The sequence below is a fragment of the Paenibacillus pseudetheri genome (assembly GCF_924513355.1).
In the GTDB taxonomy this organism is placed as follows: domain Bacteria; phylum Bacillota; class Bacilli; order Paenibacillales; family Paenibacillaceae; genus Paenibacillus_AQ; species Paenibacillus_AQ pseudetheri.
Window position 1 is genome coordinate 139,822 of record NZ_CAKMAB010000001.1, and the last position, 19,269, is coordinate 159,090.

14 protein-coding genes are annotated in these 19,269 nt (G+C 43.3%); 10 read left to right on the forward strand and 4 right to left on the reverse strand.

Translation table 11 applies throughout. The features are described 5' to 3' along the window. Nucleotides 1-18: 18 nt before the first annotated feature. The 10 genes from L1028_RS00570 to L1028_RS00615 all read left to right on the forward strand — a co-directional run bounded on the left by L1028_RS00570 (nucleotide 19) and on the right by L1028_RS00615 (nucleotide 12,970). Nucleotides 19-2,328 (forward strand): glycoside hydrolase family 3 N-terminal domain-containing protein, encoded by a 2,310-nt coding sequence (locus L1028_RS00570; RefSeq protein ID WP_234529931.1) that lies wholly within the window; start codon nucleotides 19-21, stop codon nucleotides 2,326-2,328. A gap of 21 nt (nucleotides 2,329-2,349) precedes the next feature. Then, entirely contained in the window at nucleotides 2,350-3,672 is a 1,323-nt protein-coding gene (locus L1028_RS00575; protein ID WP_234529932.1) for a glycoside hydrolase family 125 protein, read from the forward strand. 53 nt (nucleotides 3,673-3,725) lie between these two features. Further along, complete coding sequence (locus L1028_RS00580; protein WP_234529934.1) at nucleotides 3,726-5,543, forward strand: class I mannose-6-phosphate isomerase; 1,818 nt, start codon at nucleotides 3,726-3,728, stop codon at nucleotides 5,541-5,543. Further along, entirely contained in the window at nucleotides 5,540-6,481 is a 942-nt protein-coding gene (locus L1028_RS00585; protein ID WP_234529936.1) for an ROK family protein, read from the forward strand. The genes L1028_RS00580 and L1028_RS00585 overlap by 4 nt, the downstream gene beginning before the upstream one ends. 180 nt (nucleotides 6,482-6,661) lie before the next feature. Further along, nucleotides 6,662-7,495 (forward strand): DUF4362 domain-containing protein, encoded by an 834-nt coding sequence (locus L1028_RS00590; RefSeq protein WP_234529937.1) that lies wholly within the window; start codon nucleotides 6,662-6,664, stop codon nucleotides 7,493-7,495. Between the two features lie 283 nt (nucleotides 7,496-7,778). Continuing rightward, entirely contained in the window at nucleotides 7,779-8,492 is a 714-nt protein-coding gene (locus tag L1028_RS00595; protein WP_234529939.1) for a response regulator transcription factor, read from the forward strand. Then, the gene (locus L1028_RS00600; protein WP_234529941.1) at nucleotides 8,492-9,427 is read left to right on the forward strand and encodes a sensor histidine kinase; all 936 of its coding nucleotides are present in this window, start codon (nucleotides 8,492-8,494) and stop codon (nucleotides 9,425-9,427) included. Before L1028_RS00595 ends, L1028_RS00600 begins: the two co-directional genes overlap by 1 nt. A gap of 117 nt (nucleotides 9,428-9,544) precedes the next feature. Continuing rightward, nucleotides 9,545-10,465, forward strand: coding sequence for an ABC transporter ATP-binding protein (locus L1028_RS00605; RefSeq protein WP_234529943.1), 921 nt, complete (start codon nucleotides 9,545-9,547; stop codon nucleotides 10,463-10,465). Next, nucleotides 10,449-11,150 (forward strand): ABC transporter permease, encoded by a 702-nt coding sequence (locus L1028_RS00610; RefSeq protein ID WP_234530297.1) that lies wholly within the window; start codon nucleotides 10,449-10,451, stop codon nucleotides 11,148-11,150. Before L1028_RS00605 ends, L1028_RS00610 begins: the two co-directional genes overlap by 17 nt. A 206-nt stretch (nucleotides 11,151-11,356) precedes the next feature. After that, nucleotides 11,357-12,970 (forward strand): PAS domain-containing sensor histidine kinase, encoded by a 1,614-nt coding sequence (locus L1028_RS00615; protein ID WP_234529945.1) that lies wholly within the window; start codon nucleotides 11,357-11,359, stop codon nucleotides 12,968-12,970. Between the two features lie 88 nt (nucleotides 12,971-13,058). On the opposite strand, the gene L1028_RS00620 is transcribed toward L1028_RS00615, so the two are convergent. From L1028_RS00620 to L1028_RS00635, 4 genes are all read right to left on the reverse strand, one after another. Beyond that, nucleotides 13,059-13,910, reverse strand: a complete 852-nt coding sequence (locus tag L1028_RS00620; protein ID WP_234529946.1) for a DegV family protein — start codon at nucleotides 13,908-13,910, stop codon at nucleotides 13,059-13,061. 156 nt (nucleotides 13,911-14,066) lie between these two features. Further along, nucleotides 14,067-14,930 carry an AraC family transcriptional regulator gene (locus L1028_RS00625; protein ID WP_234529948.1) on the reverse strand — a complete coding sequence of 288 codons (864 nt, stop codon included), beginning with the start codon at nucleotides 14,928-14,930 and terminating at the stop codon, nucleotides 14,067-14,069. Nucleotides 14,931-15,074: 144 nt separating this feature from the next. After that, nucleotides 15,075-16,757, reverse strand: a complete 1,683-nt coding sequence (locus L1028_RS00630; protein WP_234529950.1) for a glycoside hydrolase family 13 protein — start codon at nucleotides 16,755-16,757, stop codon at nucleotides 15,075-15,077. Between the two features lie 91 nt (nucleotides 16,758-16,848). After that, nucleotides 16,849-19,167 carry a glycoside hydrolase family 65 protein gene (locus tag L1028_RS00635; protein WP_234529952.1) on the reverse strand — a complete coding sequence of 773 codons (2,319 nt, stop codon included), beginning with the start codon at nucleotides 19,165-19,167 and terminating at the stop codon, nucleotides 16,849-16,851. Between the last annotated feature and the right edge of the window lie 102 nt (nucleotides 19,168-19,269).

Here is a 19,269-nt window from a genome sequence, read left to right on the forward strand (position 1 = left end):
CGGGAGGAATTGTAAGCTATGAGATATAAAGATTCATCCTTGCCAATTCATGAGCGTGCTATAGATTTATTGGCTCAAATGACGTTGGAGGAGAAGATCGGGCAGCTCCTCCAGCCCTTTGGCTGGAAGGCGTATGAGAAATCAGAAGGCAAGATTCAATTGACAGAAGTATTTAAGGAAGCAATTGCAAAAGGTGGCGTGGGTTCTTTGTATGGTGTGCTGCGTGCAGATCCTTGGACAGAGGTAACACTGGAAACCGGGTTGTCCCCTTTGGAAGGCGCAGAAGTAACGAATCTGATCCAGCAATATGCGATTGAGCATACACGTCTGGGTATTCCGATTCTGTTAGGTGAGGAATGCTCTCATGGTCATATGGCGATTGGCAACACCGTCTTTCCCGTACCGCTTGCCATCGGAAGTACATGGAATGTGGAATTATTCCGGCAGATCTGCCAAACAGTAGCTGCAGAGACTCGCGCTCAAGGAGGGGCAGCAACCTACTCTCCAGTATTAGATATTGTACGTGATCCGCGCTGGGGGCGAACAGAAGAATGCTTCGGGGAAGATCCATATTTAAATAGTGAAATGGCAGTTGCTGCAGTGAGGGGCTTACAAGGCGATTCATTAAATACAAACCATACGATCCTGGCAACATTAAAGCATTTCGTAGCGTATGGCAGCTCGGATGGCGGCCGTAATGCTGACACCGTACGGATGGGAAAACGCGAATTGATGGAGAAGGATTTGCTGCCCTTCCAGAAGGCAATTGAAGCTGGGGCTAAGTCTGTTATGACCGCTTACAATGAGATCGATGGTGTTCCGTGTACTTCGAGTAAGGAGTTATTAACAGAGGTGCTTCGTGAGCAATGGGGCTTTGACGGCTTCGTCATTACGGATTGTGGTGCGATCAGCCAGCTTAAAGGCGGTCACCAGATTTGTGAGACAGAAGAAGAGGCGGCGACTCTTGCACTTAAAGCTGGTGTGGATATGGAGATGTCTGGTGAAACATTTGGCAGATATCTAATGAACGCATTACAGCTGCAGTTGATTGACATTTCCGATATTGATCTCGCAGTCGAACGAATTCTGCGTGCGAAGTTTGAATTGGGGTTGTTTGAACGTCCCTTTGTTGATCCGGTTACAGCACAGCGTGTCGTTGGACAACAGTTGCATTTAGAGATGGCGCGACAAGCTGCACGTGAAGGCATCATTCTTTTGAAGAATCATGATGAGGCTCTGCCGCTTTCTTCGTCACTTGGTAAGATTGCTGTTATTGGGCCGAATGCCAATAATATTTATAATCAATTGGGTGACTATACCTCACCACAGGAGCGTCATCACATCGTTACCGTTTTGGATGGGGTTCGTGCTAAATGTGCAGGACTCAGCGAAGTGTTGTATGCTCCGGGCTGCCGCGTGAAAGATCCATCGAAAGCAGGCTTTGAGATGGCAATGGAGGTGGCGTCAGCAGCGGATACCATTATTGCAGTTGTCGGGGGATCGAGTGCACGTGATTTCGGTGAAGGTACGATTGATTTGAAGACAGGCGCCGCCGTCATTACGGATCAATTTAGTCTTAGTGATATGGATTGTGGGGAAGGCTTCGATCGTGCAGAGCTGAACTTATGCGGTGTACAGCTTGAGCTGCTGCAGGAGCTGCACTGCTTGAACAAAAAACTGATTGTTGTCTATATCAATGGTCGCCCTATTGTCGAGCCTTGGGTAGATGAGCATGCTGATGCCATTCTGGAGGCTTGGTACCCGGGAGAGCAGGGCGGGCATGCGATTGCTGATATTTTGTTCGGAGACTATAATCCATCCGGCCGGCTTACACTATCCATTCCAAAGCATCCAGGGCAATTACCGATTTATTATAATAAGAAACGCTCCAGAGGTCATCGCTATCTCGAGGTGGACTTTCATCCACAATATGTGTTTGGCTATGGCCTAAGCTATACAAGCTATCAATACGATCATATTCGCTTGGATCAGACACAAATAGAGTTGGATGATTCTTGTACTGTATCCGTGGAGGTAACGAATATTGGCGATGTAGCTGGACATGAGGTTGTTCAACTATATATAAAAGATTGCACTAGCACAATCACACGCCCGGAACGAGAATTAAAAGGGTTTCAGAAGATTTATATTGAGCCTAGTGAGATGCGTATTGTTCAATTTCATATTACTCCGCGGGAGCTGCAGTTTGTCGGTTCTGATTTGCAGTGGATGGTTGAGCCCGGCAAATTTGAGATCATGATTGGATCGAACGTAGGAAATACCATTTCAACAAGCTTAGAGGTTATTCCTCGTAACTTGAGAAAGTAATCACGGGAGGGTTACCCAATTATGAAAGAGCATCGTTTACCTACTATTGAAATTAATAAGTTCCCGCTGCCTCAGGCGGTTCAGCAAGTCATGAAGGACGCTAGTGAGCGTCTGGCTCATCGTCCGAAGCTGCGTCAATTATTTCAGAATTGTTTTCCGAATACACTAGAAACAACAACTAAGCTGCTGGATGACGGAACAACATTTGTGTTAACTGGCGATATTCCGGCGATGTGGCTGCGTGACTCTGTTGAGCAGGTTATTCATTATGTTCCTTTTGCCAAGGAAGATGCTGAGCTTAGGCGGATTCTAGAAGGCTTAATACGCCGTCATATGTTTTATATTCAAATCGATCCCTATGCGAATGCCTTTAACGAGTCTGCAAATGATTGGCATTGGAATGCGGCGGATGAGACAGACAGCTCGCCTTGGGTATGGGAGCGTAAATTCGAGCTGGATTCCATGTGCTTCTCATTCCGCTTGGCCTATCTATATTGGAAAGAAACCGGGCGCACCGGGATCTTTGATGAAGTTTTCCGAACCTCACTACTGAAGATGTTGAACGTATGGCAGATTGAACAAGAGCACAAGGAGCAGTCAACCTACCGCTTTCAACGTCACAACGGCATCATGATTGATACATTACGTAAGAACGGTTTGGGGATGCCGGTAAATAATGTTGGACTGATCTGGTCAGGCTTTCGCCCCAGCGACGATGCATGTGACTTTCACTTCAATATTCCATCAAATATGTTCGCCGCTGTAACGCTTCGACAATTGCAGGAAATTGCTCAATATGTATATAGAGATTCAAATCTCGTAGCCAGAATGTCGGCAATGGAAGAAGAAATCCGGCATGCAATTGAACTTTATGGAATCATTGACCATTCCAAATACGGCAAAATGTACGCGTTCGAAACGGATGGTTTCGGTAACCATTTATTGATGGACGATGCAGGTACTCCGAGCTTAATGTCAGCACCCTATCTAGGTTACTGTGCGCCAGACGATCCGATATATTTGAATACCCGCAAATTTGCTCTGAGTGAGGATAATCCCTATTTCTTCAAAGGAGAGAAGCTCAGCGGCATTGGCAGTCCGCATACTAGCACAGGATTCGTATGGCATCTTGCTTATACGATGCAGGGCTTAACCACAGTTGATCCGCAAGAGATGCTCGAGATGATTGAAATCTGTGAGTCGACAGATGCTGGTACTGGATTTATGCATGAGGGATTTGATGTCAATGATTCAACCCAATTTACACGTGAGTGGTTCGCTTGGTCGAACAGCCAGTTCGCACAGCTTGTGTGGAAGGCATTGGAATCAGGCATATTGCCCTAAAGTGTATCACTATGAGCGGGATAGAGCTCACTAACTGTATAGGAGTGACAACTATGTTCGAGAAAAGACCAATTAACCCTATTCGGTACACTCAACAAATGAAGCCAGATACAGTTACGCCATATGCAAAAGCCGGAGTCCAGCGAGGATTTGAGGCAATACTGTCCCCGCTTCTACAACAAGCTGCAATGAATTCCACTAGTATTATTAATGTAGCTATTGACGGAACGCATGGTGCCCAATATCAGCACGTCCTGGCAAGGATCATAGATGTATTGGAACAAGAGGGGCATAAGACGGTTCTTATCGGAACCAATAGCTTTATGAAGACAAGTGAAGATCTGCGTACGTTCTTTGAAGCGAATATTACAGATAATCGTGCATTTGGTTATTTTTCGGATGCTAAAATTGCAGATTATTTCGTCCTAGAAGCACAAGACAAGATAGACAACTACAAACAACAGATTCAATTACCTGCCCAACAAATAACCTTCATCATCACGTTTGGACCAGGGGCCTATTGGCTCGGGAACGGCAACTACGATATTACCTACTTCTTGGATGTATCTCGTGAGTATCAGCAATTGGAACATAAATCACATTTATTGAATTTTGGCTTTAGTTGGAACCGAGATGTGGTGGAGAAATATAAAATCTGTCTATTCGTTGAATGGCCTGTGTTAGAAACTTACCGAAAAGAAGTATTGGATTCGATCCACTATTACGTGGATATGAATGAGCCCGAGTGTCCCAAGCTAACGACGGTCTTCACCCTACGCCAGATGATTGCAGATATCGCCAAGTCCCCTATGCGTGTGAAACCGTTCTTCGCGCCAGGGATATGGGGCGGTCAATATTTGAAGAAATTCGCGGAGCTTCCGAAGGAGTGGGCCAACTGCGCATGGAGCTTTGAACCGATTGCACCGGAGAACTCCATTTTGCTGAAATACAACGACGAAATAATCGAGGTACCCTTCCTCATAGTCATGCATTATGAGCATCCGGCCATTCTCGGGAATCGTATTGTCGGGCTGTTTGGCGATTATTTCCCGATTCGCTTCGACTACCTTGATACCATCGACGGAGATAGCTTGTCGTGCCAGGTACATCCCAAGCAGGAGTATATTCGTGAGACATTTAATGAATTTATGGCACAGCAAGAATCGTACTATATCATGGAGAATTTAGAGAATACATCTGTGTTCTTGGGACTGACCGAACAATCTACGAAGGAGGAATTCTATAACGCGGTACACCATGCACAAGAAAGTGGTGAACCCATTCAAATTACTGATTTCGTTAATCAATATGAAGCGAATAAGGGGGATTTATTCCTAATTCCTACAGGGACCGTTCATGCCTCTGGAAAGAATAACTTAGTACTCGAAATATCCTCTACGACATGGTGGTTTACGTTCAAAATCTACGATTTCCTTCGTAAAGGAATGGATGGCAAGCCACGTCCTATTAATATTGATCATGCCTTTGACAATATTGATTTCGATAAAAAAACGGCATGGGTAGAGGACAATTTGATTCCTAAGCCAAGCTTGCTGCAAAAGCAGGGCATTAACGAGGAGTATGTTCTTGGACAGCGTGAAGATCTACTGTTTTATGTTCATCGTGTACACTTGCATGATACATGGGAGGACCATACAAATAACGAAATGGTAATGTATAACTTGGTTGAGGGAGAAAAGGTTCGTATAGTATCCTGTGCAGACGAATCTATATATGTGGAGTTACAATACGCGGAATCATATATCCTTCCAGCTATGTTCAGTGCCTACAAAATTATAAATATCGGAAATAAGCCATGTAAGCTTGTGAAAGCTGGTGTATCCAAGGCATGGGATGTGAGTCTCCTTTGAAGCCTAAAGTCGTGATCGCTTTAGACGTGGGAGGAACCTTTATTAAATCTGGTTTGGTCGTGGATGGGGAATTGCTACAGGCTAGCTGCAAGCAGCATCCTGCCCTTGCTGATCAAGATGCCGATGTGATTATAGAGCAGTTTATTTCTATATTCGAAGATCAATATCAGTTCTATACCGGTACACTAGGGAAATCGGCCGACTGTACTTGGAATATCGGTCTCGCTTTTCCTGGGCCCTTTGATTACCAGCAAGGTATCTGTTATATTCAGGGGCTTAGTAAATATGAGGCGTTGTATGGTGAGAATATACAAGAAGTATTATATACCCGGTTCAATGCTTTACAACATACGGAATGGGCCAAGCACCTGCTGCAGGCAGATATTCGCTTTGAGAATGATGCCAAGTTGTTTGCCTTAGGTGTAAGCAAGTTATTTCCAAATGAACGATATATTTCGTTAACGATAGGGACAGGGTTAGGCTCCGCATTTATTGATCATGCATCGATCCTGAACGAAGGACCAGGCGTTCCCAAGGACGGTTGGCTTTTTGATAAACCTTTCCTAGAGAACTCCATAGACGATGCCTTCTCACGTCGCGGAATTCTTCGTCTGGCTGAGCAGATGAGAGCTCTAGAAAAAGGGATGGACGTGAAGGAACTCGCAGAACAAGCAAGAAACGGGAATAGCTTGTGCTGCAAGGTATTTGAAGAATTCGGTACACGATTGGCTGGGATGCTAAATTCCTATGTTATAGACTATCAGCCAAACCGCATTGTTATTGGCGGTCAAATTGCTAAAAGCATTGATTTATTTGGTCCCGCCTTGACGGCGGGATTGGCTGAATCATCTATTGTTATCTTTACTTCAGAAAATGTATATGAACATACACTTATTGGAATATCGAGATTATTTGACGATTCCTTCGGATTCAATTAAAACTGAACAATAACCAGGGCTGATTGGGCATCCAATCGGCTTTTTTTTGCTATCAAGTTTAATTTTCTATCAATCTCACTATCATCCGAAATCCTTCTCAAGGGATACACAGCCCTAATAATTATTGGTATACTTTAACAAATGATTCTACCTATGGATTGTTTAAGGAGGTTATGATCGATGAGATCGAGCGGAATTCTTCTTATTTTTATAACGCTTATAATAATCGGTTGCTTTAATCAGCTATCTAACGGAGAAGGCAAATTCACTACTACCATTAATGAACAAGAAGATGTGATAAACAGCCATGGAATGATTGTTAAGAATCTTAAGAAGCTGGATGCTTTTATCCAAAATAAAGCGGGTACGCAGCGTGTGGTTCATTACACAATTGAAGGTGATCCGATCTTTAATGACTTGAAATATACTGACCAAGGGATTGAAATGCGGCATGATAATTCAGAAGATACGTTTGGTAGTCCCCAAGTAACCACATACACTTGTCAGAAACTTGTTAGAAACGAAACGGATAAACTTCTGTCGTATACCTTAACGGGCTGCAAGGGCGAACAAGCAAAGATCGAGCTGCTACAGATTCCTTTTGACGTAACGAAACAAGATAAGTTTGAGTTTGTTTTAAAGTATGGCGTGAACTTAAAGAATGAGATCAACACCATTGATATGAAGCTAGGAAAAGATCTCCAGAATGGGGAAGTTGCCAGCGTTAGCGATTTTGGGCTTACTGAACAGGAACGTGGACAAATCTATAAAGAAATGGTTCTAGCGAATTACTTAGATGAAAAAGAATTATCTACTGAGTGTAATCGAAAACCTGCTGTAAGTTACGATTTAACGGTTCAGATCAATAATGGAGAGCGTCATTATCAGTGGACGGAATGTCAGAATACTGAAGATGATGCTCAGATGACTGAACTAGCTCAAGCGATCATTAAGATCGTGCAAGCCGGAAGCATTTATAAGCAACTGCCCGAGGTTAAGGGGCAATACGAATAATTTAAATAAGTTGAAAACTAAAACATTCTAAAAGGAAGAGTGGCGGAGGGAAAGTTTGGAACTGTAGGAGCGATAGCGTTCGCCTGAAAGCTTTCCGTAGGAAAGCTCGCTTCGGAAGCATGGGCTGTCACCGGATTTCAACCGTGAAACACGGTATATAATCAAGAAATCTGGGGACAACAGCGACCGGAAGTCCAAACATTCACCGCAGTCACGGTTACCTTCAAGAAATACCTTAAGTTTTTAACTAATCTTTATTCTCAGATCATTGGAGGCAGCATTCATGCACCGTATATTATTAATTGAAGATGACGAAGCGATTAGTGAAATGGTTAGGTCCTATTTAGTAAAAGAGGGCTATGAAGTGGAAACGGCGTTTGATGGTGAAGTAGCGGAAAGGACATTCCGTACTAACAATCCTTTTGATCTTGTATTATTAGATCTCATGCTGCCCAAGCGCAGCGGTACTGATATTCTCCAGACGATCCGTGCGACAAGTCTAGTTCCGGTGTTGATCATGTCAGCCAAGGACAGCGATGTGGATAAAGCGCTTGGACTTGGCTTTGGGGCGGATGATTATATTACCAAGCCATTTTCAATGATCGAATTAGCTGCTAGAGTGAAGGCTGCGATTCGACGAGCGGGTTATGCTACTCCCATCATCCAACCGGAAGCTCCAATTCCTGCAAACCAAAAGATTTCCATTGGTGGCCTGACTGTGGATTTGGATAATTTCTCTGCGCTAAAAAACGGGGAAGAAGTGAAGTTAACGTCTAAGGAATTTCATATTCTTAAGCTGTTCGTTACGCATCCGGGCAGAGTCTTCACCAAAGCGCAGATTTATGCTAGCGTATGGGCAGATGATTATTTCGGGGATGAGAACGTTATTAATGTACATATGAGAAGATTACGTGAAAAAATAGAAGATGATCCTTCCCATCCAGAGTTCATCAAGACGTTATGGGGGATCGGGTATAAGCTGGGAGAACAGCTATAATGAGTATGGCGCTTAGTGTGGTCATTGTACTCCTGCTCGTCGTCATTGGATGGCAATATCAGCATTCGCGTAAAGCTTCTAGAGACCTGAAATATATTCATGACAAGCTAAGCAGCATCATGGCCGAAGGTTCACACGAAAGACTGCTGTTATTTAGTGGTAATTTAGCGCTGCAAAGTGTGTTAATTGATCTAAATCGGCTGCTCGACGTTAACCATAAAGGAAGCATTGAGCGCGTGAAGCTGGAGAAGTCCATGCGTAATATGCTGTCGAACATTTCCCACGATCTAAAGACTCCGCTAACGGTAGTACTCGGTTATATTGAAACGATTCTGCAGGATGAGCATATGCCAGCTGAGGAACGGGAACGTATGATGAATACGATTCACCAAAAAGCGAATGAAGTGATCTATCTGATGAACAAGTTCTTTGACTTGGCCAAGCTGGAATCGGGGGATCGGGAAATCAATCTTTCACGTGTTGAGGCAGGCGAGGTATGCAGACGTAATATTCTCTCTTTCTATGATATCCTTAGCGCGAAGGGCAGTGAGGTGGAGATAGAGATCCCTGATGACTCGCTATATTTTATGGGGAACGAAGAGGCGCTTGACCGGATATTGTCCAATTTGTTATCGAATGCGATTACTTACGGGGATGCCGGAGGCGTATTAGGCTTGAAACTCTATAGTGATAAGAACAAAGTATACATAGATGTTTGGGACAGGGGAAAAGGCATTAGTGAAGTTCACCAGGATAAAGTATTCGAACGGCTTTATACACTGGAGGATTCGAGAAATCGATCGTATCAAGGGAGCGGTCTAGGTCTGACTATCACCAAAAGGTTAACGGAGCAGATGGATGGAACGATTACACTGGTTAGTCAACCGTTTGTGAGAACAGTATTTACCCTTTCTTTTCGCAGATTAAGCTTCTAAGGAGTGAAATTGTGTACAGCTTAAGATTTTCGTAAGAATTGAGTAATAAAAAAGAAAATTCTGCTGTGTACAATAAGAACTAAGGAAGACGAGACGAAAACAAAGGGGAGCGCGGAAATGACTACTATACTTCGGACTAGAAATTTAACGAAAATCTATCAAGGCAAAGAAGCCGTTAGCAATGTGAATATGAATATTAAAAAAGGTGAAATTTACGGGTTTCTTGGACCTAATGGAGCAGGTAAAACTACGGTCATGAAAATGATCACGAACCTCGTTAAACCGACGAGTGGCGAGATTGAATTTTTTAATGAAAAAATGACAGACCATTCTTATGAAATGCTGAAGCGGATGGGCTGCATCATTGAATATCCAGTGTTCTATGATAAGCTGACAGCCAAAGAAAACCTGATCCTGCATGGAGAGTACATGGGCTATTATGATCCGCAAGCGATTGGTGAAGCGCTGGAGCTGGTAAAGCTTACGGGTATCGAAAAAAAGCCGGTGAAGCAATTTTCGCTTGGAATGAAGCAGCGCCTTGGTATTGCCAGAGCCTTTATGACGAAACCGGAGCTACTCATTCTGGATGAGCCGATTAATGGACTAGACCCTGTGGGAATCAAAGAGATGCGTGAAGTGTTTCGGATGCTTAGCCGTGAATATGGAATGACGTTACTTGTATCTAGTCATATTCTGGGGGAAATCGAGCAGATTGCTGATACTATCGGTGTGATCAGGCAGGGTGCTCTGGTAGAAGAGGTGGCGATGGATTCCATTCGCGGTCAAAATACAGAATATATCGAAGTGGTTACGAATGAGATTAACAAAGCAGTGTACGTGTTGGAGCACAAGCTTGGCCTCAATAATTTCAAAGTTCTGGATCATATTACAGTAAGAATATATGACGGTGGAATCTCACAACGTGATCTGAATAAGGCGTTAGTACTAGCAGATGTGGAAATTGAAAGCATCAGCAAGAAACAACATACGCTGGAAGATTATTTTTTACAATTGATTGGGGGTGAGGGCGTTGCTTAAATTAATATCTTTGGAAATTCGGAAGAATAAGCTAAAAACTCTTCTCACTGGTGCTGCAATCGTCAATCTTGTAATTCTTGCTTTTATGATAATGGTTATATTCGTTGATCAAAATGAAAGTGAACCATCGTTTGCTTCTTATACAGATATGTTTGAGGGTGTGTTCGTTTTTATTAAGGCTGCTTATATTATTTTCGCTTCCGTTATTATTAGCAAGCTGGTGATTGATGAGTATAAGAACAACACCATTACTCTTCTCTTCATGTATCCTATCTCACGTAAAAAGCTAATGACTGCGAAAATATTGATAGTGTTCGCCTTCACATTTATTGCCATCATCGTGTCAGACATTGTGGTTGGCGCTATCCTAATAGGATTCAATTCTTTTGTAGAGCTTATTCCGGGTGAGTTAAGCCTTCCTATGATCACTTCAGAGCTGATCAAGTTGGGCGCAAACGCATTTTATGCAGCGGGTATCGCTCTGATTCCATTGTACTTTGGAATGAAGAAAAAATCAGTTCCTGCCACCATCGTCTCGGCTGTGTTAGTTACGTCCCTAATCTCTGGCGGATTTGATCAAGCACGCTTAGGTAATTTAGCGGCGGTGTCGATCTCGCTTGGCTTGCTAGGAGCAGGTATTGCTTATATGGCCATTCGCAATATTGATCATAAAGATATAGCCTAAGATATTTACAGAAATCCCTCTTAAGAATCTCAGTACGATGTGTAAGTCATCGTGGTTGGGTTCTAAAGGGGGATTTGGTGTTTATCTGCGACCGATTAAAGTATATTTGCTATAATGATCAAAATAAAAGAATTTAAAATTTGAGATGATTTCCGCTCATTTTAGGGTAATGATAATGGATGAGAGAGCCTGAGGTGAAATGAATTGTGGATAAAGACTGGACGTCCATTCTAACACGATTGCTTTCGGAAGAGAGCGCTTATAAATCGTTATATGACCATCATCCTAATTTGATATTTGTGTTGGATCGGCAAGGTCGCTGTGTAGGAACGAATCGTACGTTCTATCTAGAATCCAGTGCAGAAGCATCGTTCCAAGATATAGGTCTGACAGCACTTAAAAGAATATACCTTGTTGATGTAGCTAGTTTTGAGGCTGCCCTGCAAGGGAATTCGTCTAGCTTTGAATTGCATGATCTGAACAATCCCAAAGCGGACGCTTTGAAGGGAAACTTTATTCCTGTAACGATAGACGAGGGAATTGTCGGGGTATTCGCGATCATACAAGTGGATAACAGCAACTATCATCGTTATTCGGAAGGGTTACATGACTGGCTAAACGCATTAGCAGATTCTTTTCATGCTAAGTTATCTGTTGAGGCGGTACTGGAGTCAAACTCCAAACCTGCTTTTGCTGCTGAAGTCGAGAATAAGAGAGCAAATCTGATTCTGAACTCCGTCTCCGCTGGAATATTCGTAATAGATAATTTGGGGCGGACACTCTTTATTAACCGTGAGGGAGCGGATATGTTAGGCTACCAGCCTACAGAATTGGTGGGTCTAAAGCTTATGGAGTATATCCATCAAGTTCAAGGTGATGGTTCACGTTATTCAACCCCTGAATGTCAGATTAGTCTTACGATTGCAGATGGAATTATCCGCAGGAAAGACGATGAGATCTTCTGGCGTAAGGATGGAACGAGCCTCTTCGTCAATTATCGGGTGGCACCTCTTATGGATGGGGGAAAGATCTCAGGAGCAGTTATTGCTTTTAGTGATATCACGAATGCGAAAGAAATCATTCGCGCTAAGGAATCTGCAGAACAGGCGGCGCAAGCCAAATCTGATTTCCTAGCGATGATGAGTCATGAAATTCGCACACCGATGAACGGAATGATAGGGATGTCAGACCTTTTACTTGAAACAGATCTTGGAGAAGAACAGCGAGGTTATGTCGAGATTTTACGAAGCAGTAGTTACACGCTTTTACAGATCTTGAATGACATTCTTGATTTCAGCAAGATGGAAGCGGGTAAAATGCCACTGCAATCCGAATCGTTTGAACTTCGAGAGATGATATCGGACATCATTGATTTATTTACGCCTAAAGCCGAAGAGAAGAAGCTAGCCTTGCGGTGGTGGGCGGATACGAGTGTTCCAACCACGTTACTGGCTGATCCGATCCGTTTGCGACAGATTATTGTCAATCTGGTAGGCAATGCTCTGAAATTCACAGAACAAGGAAGCGTCACGCTATCGGTTAAGAACATTCTCCTTTCGGATTCAAAAGAATATTTATTGGAATTCTCTGTACGCGATACAGGTGTTGGGATTGCCGATAATAAACTCAATTTATTATTTCAATCCTTCTCACAGCTGCACCCGACCATCAATCGTAAATATGGCGGTACAGGGTTGGGACTCGCTATTTGTAAGCAGCTGGTTGAGCTGATGGGTGGGACAATCTTTGTAGAAAGTGAAGAGAATAAAGGTTCAACGTTCCGGTTTATGTTACCCTTCATAAAAAAAGAGGATGAGTAAAATTCAACTTCAGATCAGGAGTGGTAAACGCACAAATCCCCGGTCCATTGACTTACGAAGCAATGGCCGGAGATTAGCGTGAGATTTATTAATCTTGAAGCATATACATGAGACCTACAGTATGTGGACCGCAATGGCTACCAATAACACAACCCGCGTTTAGGATAGCGATCTCATTCACTTGAGTCTTCTCTCGTATCGCTGTCTCTAGATAGTGAGCATCTTCTTCCGCTAAGGTGTGAACAACGATGAGTAGCTCTTTATCCATCCGATCGACGTTAACCAAGGCGTTCTGGAGCATTTGTTCCACGGCTTTTTCTTTTTTGCCGCGAATTTTACTAGTAGGTACGATGCTGCCGTCTACAAGTCTAAGAACAGGACGGATTTTTAGCAGGCTACCGATGAAATTCTGCATACCTGAACAGCGTCCACCCATATATAAGTAATCTAGCGTATCTACCACGAATTCTGTTTCTACAAGATTGCGGCTCTGCTCCAGCATAGCTGCAATCTCAAAGGCACTGTGGCCTTTTTCAGCGGCTCTGACGGCTTTCATAACGAGAAGAGCAATGCCTCCACATAAGGTCTGTGAATCAATAACCTGTACACGCCCCTCAGGGAATTCCCCGGCGGCCAAAAGCGCATTCTGATATGTTGAGGATAGTGATGAGGAAAGGCTGATATATACAATATCATTTCCACTGCTAATTACCGGCTGAAAAGCGGCGATAAAGTCAGCTGGCGAAGGCGCGGCCGTCTTTGGCAATACTCCGCTTGCTGCGACACGGCGATACACTTCTTCTGGTGTGATATCTTCACCATCTTTGTAGGTTCCCTCTTCAAAGACTACGTAAAGGGGAACGATGCCGATATTAAAAGTATCCTTCCAGCCCTGAGGCAAATCGGAAGTGCTGTCTGAAAATATTTTTACAGTAGACATGAATTTCTCCTTCACCGATAATCGGACGACAATAGTCATTATTAAATCACATAATCTATTTATTATACCAAGATTGAGCCGATTCTCAAAATGAAATAGTAGAAATTCTGAAAGAAAAAAAAGACTATCCGGGATTCCGAATAGTCTTAGTAAGCATTAACTTTTTTTCATAACGGGTATCCAGATTTCGCAGCGATAATCCTCTGCATCAGGTCTTCCTGGAAGGTATAACTCAAACTCAGGTCCTCCAGTATGCTCGTAGCCTGTTGAAGGGAACCATTCCTGAAAGATCCGTGCCCAGGCTTGTTGAATAGCATCCGGCATCGGTCCTACCGAGGTGAATACAGCCCAACTCGCAGCTGGTATCGTCGTAGAAGCAAAACCCTGAGCATCCGTCTCTGGAGAGGCTTCGACAGCAATCCAATAGGAGAAGGTTTCTTTTTCATGATTGAAATCTTTACAAATACCAAGGATGTCCTTATCAACACCAATCTCAATCAGCTTATCCGACGTACCATCTTCGTTAGCTTCAATCCACAGCTGGGGGATACGGCGTAAATTCTCCCCATCTTTTGTTGTCATTTCCTCTACTAGTCCGATTACATTAAAGGCGTCCCTTGTTTCAATTCTGTAGTCCATTTCTTTATCTCCCTTCAGTGATAGATGGAAGGAGAGTCTAGGGAAGGCTTTGAGCTGTACCCCTGACTCCCGAGCAGCAGAAGGAGTAATTCCATGTGCTTTGCGGAATGCTTTGGCAAACGACTCGGGAGAGTCATATCCGTATTTTAATGCGACATCTAGCACCTTAACTTTAGAAATAGCGAGTTCCTGTGCCGCCAGAGTTAGTCTCCGTTTACGGATATAGTCTTTGACTGATACTCCGGTAAGCATGTAGAACATACGCTGGAAGTGAAAAGGGGAGGAATAAGCCACCTTTGCTATATCTTCTATATTAAAGGTTTCCTCCATTTTGCTCTCCATATAATCTAAAGCTTCTTTCATGCGGATAAGCCATTCCAAGCCTGCCATCTCCCTTTGAGTTCATACTATCATGCCACCCTTTGCAAATCCTGTTATTCCTTGCTCTCTAATGACAGGTTGCTGATGGAAGAATGATCTTAACAAAATCATCCTATATAGTATAACTCAGGAAGGTGGAGAGAGTCAGCTTTGTAATCTGTACACTCTTGCTTCGTAAGGACGCAGAATTTCTCGTGTTGGTGATTCATCTGGGTAATTTCCAATGATTAAATCAGTAACGGTGCTCAGCTCAGCAGAGAGATCAACGGTTTGTGGAGCCTCGTTGAAGTTCAGCAGGATCAGCCATTGTTCATCATCTAAAGTTCTGGTATAAGCATAAAGGTTCTCATGATCAGGCAGTAGTAGCTTATACTCTCCATATACCATAATCGGATTTTTTTTGCGTAAAGCAATTAATTCCTGGTAGTAGTAGAAGATTGAATCAGAATCCGCCAATGCTTGCTCCACATTAATTTCCTTGTAAATCGGATTTACTTTGAGCCATGGTTCTCCTTCTGAAAATCCAGCATTAGCAGATGCATCCCATTGCATTGGGGTACGGGCGTTGTCTCGGCCTTTGACATGGATAGCGTTCAGAATCGTTTCATGATCTGCGCCACCCTCCGTTACATTTTCACGGTACATATTCAGAATTTCGATGTCTTTATAATCTTCCAGCGTTGTGAATTTTACATTCGTCATCCCAATTTCTTCACCTTGGTAAATATAAGGGGTGCCTTTAAGTGTATGTAGTAAGGTAGCGAGCATTTTAGCAGATATTATGCGGTACTTCCCATCATCACCAAATCGTGAAACCATACGCGGCTGGTCATGATTGTTTAAGTACAGACTATTCCAACCCTTGTCAGCCTGACCGATCTGCCATTTATGAAGTATGTCGCGCAGTTTTGTTAGTGTCCATGGGGCTACATCCCATTTGCCTCCTGGGCCGGAATCTACGTCCATATGCTCGAATTGGAATACCATTTGAAGCTCTTCACGATCTTCGTCTGTGTAAAGAACGGCATCCTCTACCGAAGCCCCTGGCGTTTCCCCGACGGTCATAATGTCATAGCCCGAAAGGACCTTTTGGTTCATTTCATGTAAAAACTCATGGACCCGGGGGCCATTCATAAAGTAATCGCCACCCCAAGCAAGTTCCTCTGGAGCTTCTCCCTCGATTTGAAAGGAGGGTAGCCCTTCCGCTTTTGAAATCAAATTAATGACGTCCATCCGCAATCCATCGACACCCTTGTCGAGCCAGAAGGTAATCATCTTGTATAATTCCTCGCGCAGCTTCGGATTGTCCCAGTTGAGATCCGGTTGCTTACGTGAGAACAGATGTAGATAGTATTCACCAGTAGTCTCATCTAGTTCCCAAGCCGGACCGCTGAATATGGAGCTCCAATTGTTTGGGCGTTCGCCGTTCGGTCCACCTGGACGCCATATGTAGTAATCACGGTATGGATTATCTTTTGACGAACGGGACTCTACAAACCATTGATGTTCATCAGAAGAGTGGTTGATTACAAGGTCCATCATTAGCTTAATGCCACGATCATGCAGTCCAGTCAGTAGTTGCTCCCAGTCTTTAAGCGTGCCGAACTCATCCATAATATCTTCATAATCACTGATGTCATAACCATTATCATCATTTGGCGATTTATATACTGGTGACAACCAAACTACATCGACACCGAGCTTCTGCAAATAATCCAGACGTGAAATGATGCCTTGCAGATCTCCAATACCGTCACCATTACTATCTTGAAAGCTGCGTGGATAGATTTGATAGACGACAGCTTCCTTCCAAAAGGTTCTTTTCATTAATAATCACTCCTTATATAAGTTATCCATTTAGGAAAAAATTAAGAGACCCTAAAAAGCCATTAGCTTCAGGGTCTCTTGTGGTGTCGGTTTATACTGTGATGGAATTGCTGTCAGCAGTAATGCTGCTTAGTCCGTTCACGGTATATTCTTTGTCATAGATAGTAATAGAAGCTGGAATATCAGTTTCATTCGTAACCGTAACCTGTGCGTCCGAAACGCTTACTTTTAGACGGGAGCCGCGGAACATGATTTTGAAAGAGTACGCTGTCCAGTGACCTGGGTTCGATGGGCTCAGAGTCAGTCTGCCATCATGCACGCGTAATCCGCCGAAGCCATGTACGATTGACATCCAAGTACCGGCCATACTAGTGCTGTGTAAGCCGTCCTCGGTATCATTGTTATAGTTATCAAGATCCAGTCTTGAAGTACGCAAGTACATTTCATAAGCCTTATCCTTATATCCTAGTTCGCTGGCTAGAATAGAGTGGATACAAGGGGATAGGGAGGACTCATGAACAGTGATCGGCTCGTAAAAGTCGAAATTCCGTTTTTTGGTATCCAGATCGTAACGGTCCCCTAGGAAATATAATCCCTGTAGAACGTCCGCTTGTTTAATGAAGCAAGAACGAAGGATACGATCCCAAGACCATTTTTGGTTTAGTGGCAGGTTCTCAGCTGCCAGATCCTTGACTTGAATAATCTCTTTATCTAGGAAGCCATCTTGTTGCAAGAAGATACCCAGTTCTTCATCCGCAGGATAATATATTTTGGCAATGATATCATTCCATTTTGCGGTTTCGCTCTCTTGAAGTCCTAGTTTGTCAACTAGTTCTGCATAGCGTGTGGATTCGTTCTTTTTCAGATAATCCAGAGCTTCTAAGGTATATTCCATAGTCCAGGAAGCCATCCGGTTGGTGTACCAGTTATTATTTACGTTATTTTCATATTCATTAGGTCCCGTTACGCCAAGCATCACGTATTTGTCTTTACGATTTGCATAGTGAACACGTTCTTCCCAGAAGCGGGAGATTTCCACCAGAACTTCAAGGCCATATTGACCAAGATAAGCTTTGTCTCCTGTGTAGTTCACATAGTTGTAAATCGCATAAGCGATGGCACCGTTACGGTGAATTTCTTCAAATGTAATTTCCCACTCATTGTGACACTCTTCGCCATTCATTGTAACCATCGGGTACAATGCGCCTTTTGCGAAACCAAGCTTACGAGCATTTTCCTTAGCCTTCTCTAAATGCTTGTAACGGTAGATTAACAGGTTGCGAGCAATAGAGGAGTCTGCTGTACTGAGATAGAAGGGAACGCAATACGCCTCTGTATCCCAGTAAGTGCTGCCGCCGTATTTTTCACCTGTAAAGCCTTTAGGTCCAATGTTCAGACGGTCATCTTCACCATTGTAGGTTTGGTTTAGCTGGAAAATATTGAAACGAATCGCTTGCTGTGCCGAAACGTCACCTTCAATAATGATGTCGCTTTCTTTCCATTTCTCTCTCCAAGCTTCTATTTGTTCTGTCAGAAGGGTTACAAAACCAGCTTCCTTAGCAGCTTGCAAAGCCGTTTGAGCGGCATCGACTAATTGTCCAAGACCGTGATTACGCGAGGTAACGTTAGCAACATATTTATAAACGACGATTTGATCGCCAGATTGTACGGATACATTCATTTTGCTGGCTACATATTTCTCTTGTTCAATAGCTTCAGCATCAGCGTTGACTTTCTCACCGTTGACAAGGATATCAAAAGCCATAGCAGAGGTTACATGGAAATCGAGTTTTTTGGTCTTAAGGGTGAGGTGTCCACCTTCAGTGCCTGCTTGCTTCTCAACTTCATTCCAGAATTTCTCGTCATAGTTGGAATCTTTGTTCTTCACGTCACCGTCGAGATAAGGAGTGATCGTAATCTTGCCTGAGAAATTCACAGGAATGATGGAGTAACGAATAGCACCGATTTCTTGACGAGTCATGCTGACGAATCGGATACTCTCAACTTTAACTTCCTTACCATCTTCGAGTGTGGCGGTGAAGCAACGGGAAAGCGTGCCTTCCTTCATGTTAAGAACACGACGGAAATCGGAAACCGTACATTTTGCCAGGTCTAAAGGAATTCCTTCAATGTCGATGTTAATACCGATCCAGTTCGTGCTGTTCAGTACTTTAGCAAAATATTCAGGATAGCCGTTCTTCCACCAGCCGACCCGTGTTTTGTCAGGATAGTAGACACCAGCCATGTAGCTGCCTTGCAGGCTACTTCCACTATATTGCTCTTCAAAATTAGCTCGACCACCCATAAATCCGTTGCCAAGGCTAAATACACTTTCAGAGATTTCTTGTGTCTGTGGATCAAAGGATTCTTCAATAATGGACCATTCATCAATTGTTAAATATTGTTTCACGATAACCGGCTCCTTTAAATATGTTGTGGGGATATATAATGAACAAATCATTCTTCCATTAAAATTCCGGTGGTATAAGTGCGACTGCGAGGAATCTTTGGA

What these genes read in the sequence shown, in the direction of transcription:
- L1028_RS00570 (WP_234529931.1), top strand. Translation starts at nt 19, where the DNA reads ATGAGATATAAAGATTCATCCTTGCCAATTCATGAGCGTGCTATAGAT.
- L1028_RS00575 (WP_234529932.1), top strand. Translation starts at nt 2,350, where the DNA reads ATGAAAGAGCATCGTTTACCTACTATTGAAATTAATAAGTTCCCGCTG.
- L1028_RS00580 (WP_234529934.1), top strand. Translation starts at nt 3,726, where the DNA reads ATGTTCGAGAAAAGACCAATTAACCCTATTCGGTACACTCAACAAATG.
- L1028_RS00590 (WP_234529937.1), top strand. Translation starts at nt 6,662, where the DNA reads ATGAGATCGAGCGGAATTCTTCTTATTTTTATAACGCTTATAATAATC.
- L1028_RS00595 (WP_234529939.1), top strand. Translation starts at nt 7,779, where the DNA reads ATGCACCGTATATTATTAATTGAAGATGACGAAGCGATTAGTGAAATG.
- L1028_RS00600 (WP_234529941.1), top strand. Translation starts at nt 8,492, where the DNA reads ATGAGTATGGCGCTTAGTGTGGTCATTGTACTCCTGCTCGTCGTCATT.
- L1028_RS00605 (WP_234529943.1), top strand. Translation starts at nt 9,545, where the DNA reads ATGACTACTATACTTCGGACTAGAAATTTAACGAAAATCTATCAAGGC.
- L1028_RS00620 (WP_234529946.1), bottom strand. Translation starts at nt 13,910, where the DNA reads ATGTCTACTGTAAAAATATTTTCAGACAGCACTTCCGATTTGCCTCAG.
- L1028_RS00630 (WP_234529950.1), bottom strand. Translation starts at nt 16,757, where the DNA reads ATGAAAAGAACCTTTTGGAAGGAAGCTGTCGTCTATCAAATCTATCCA.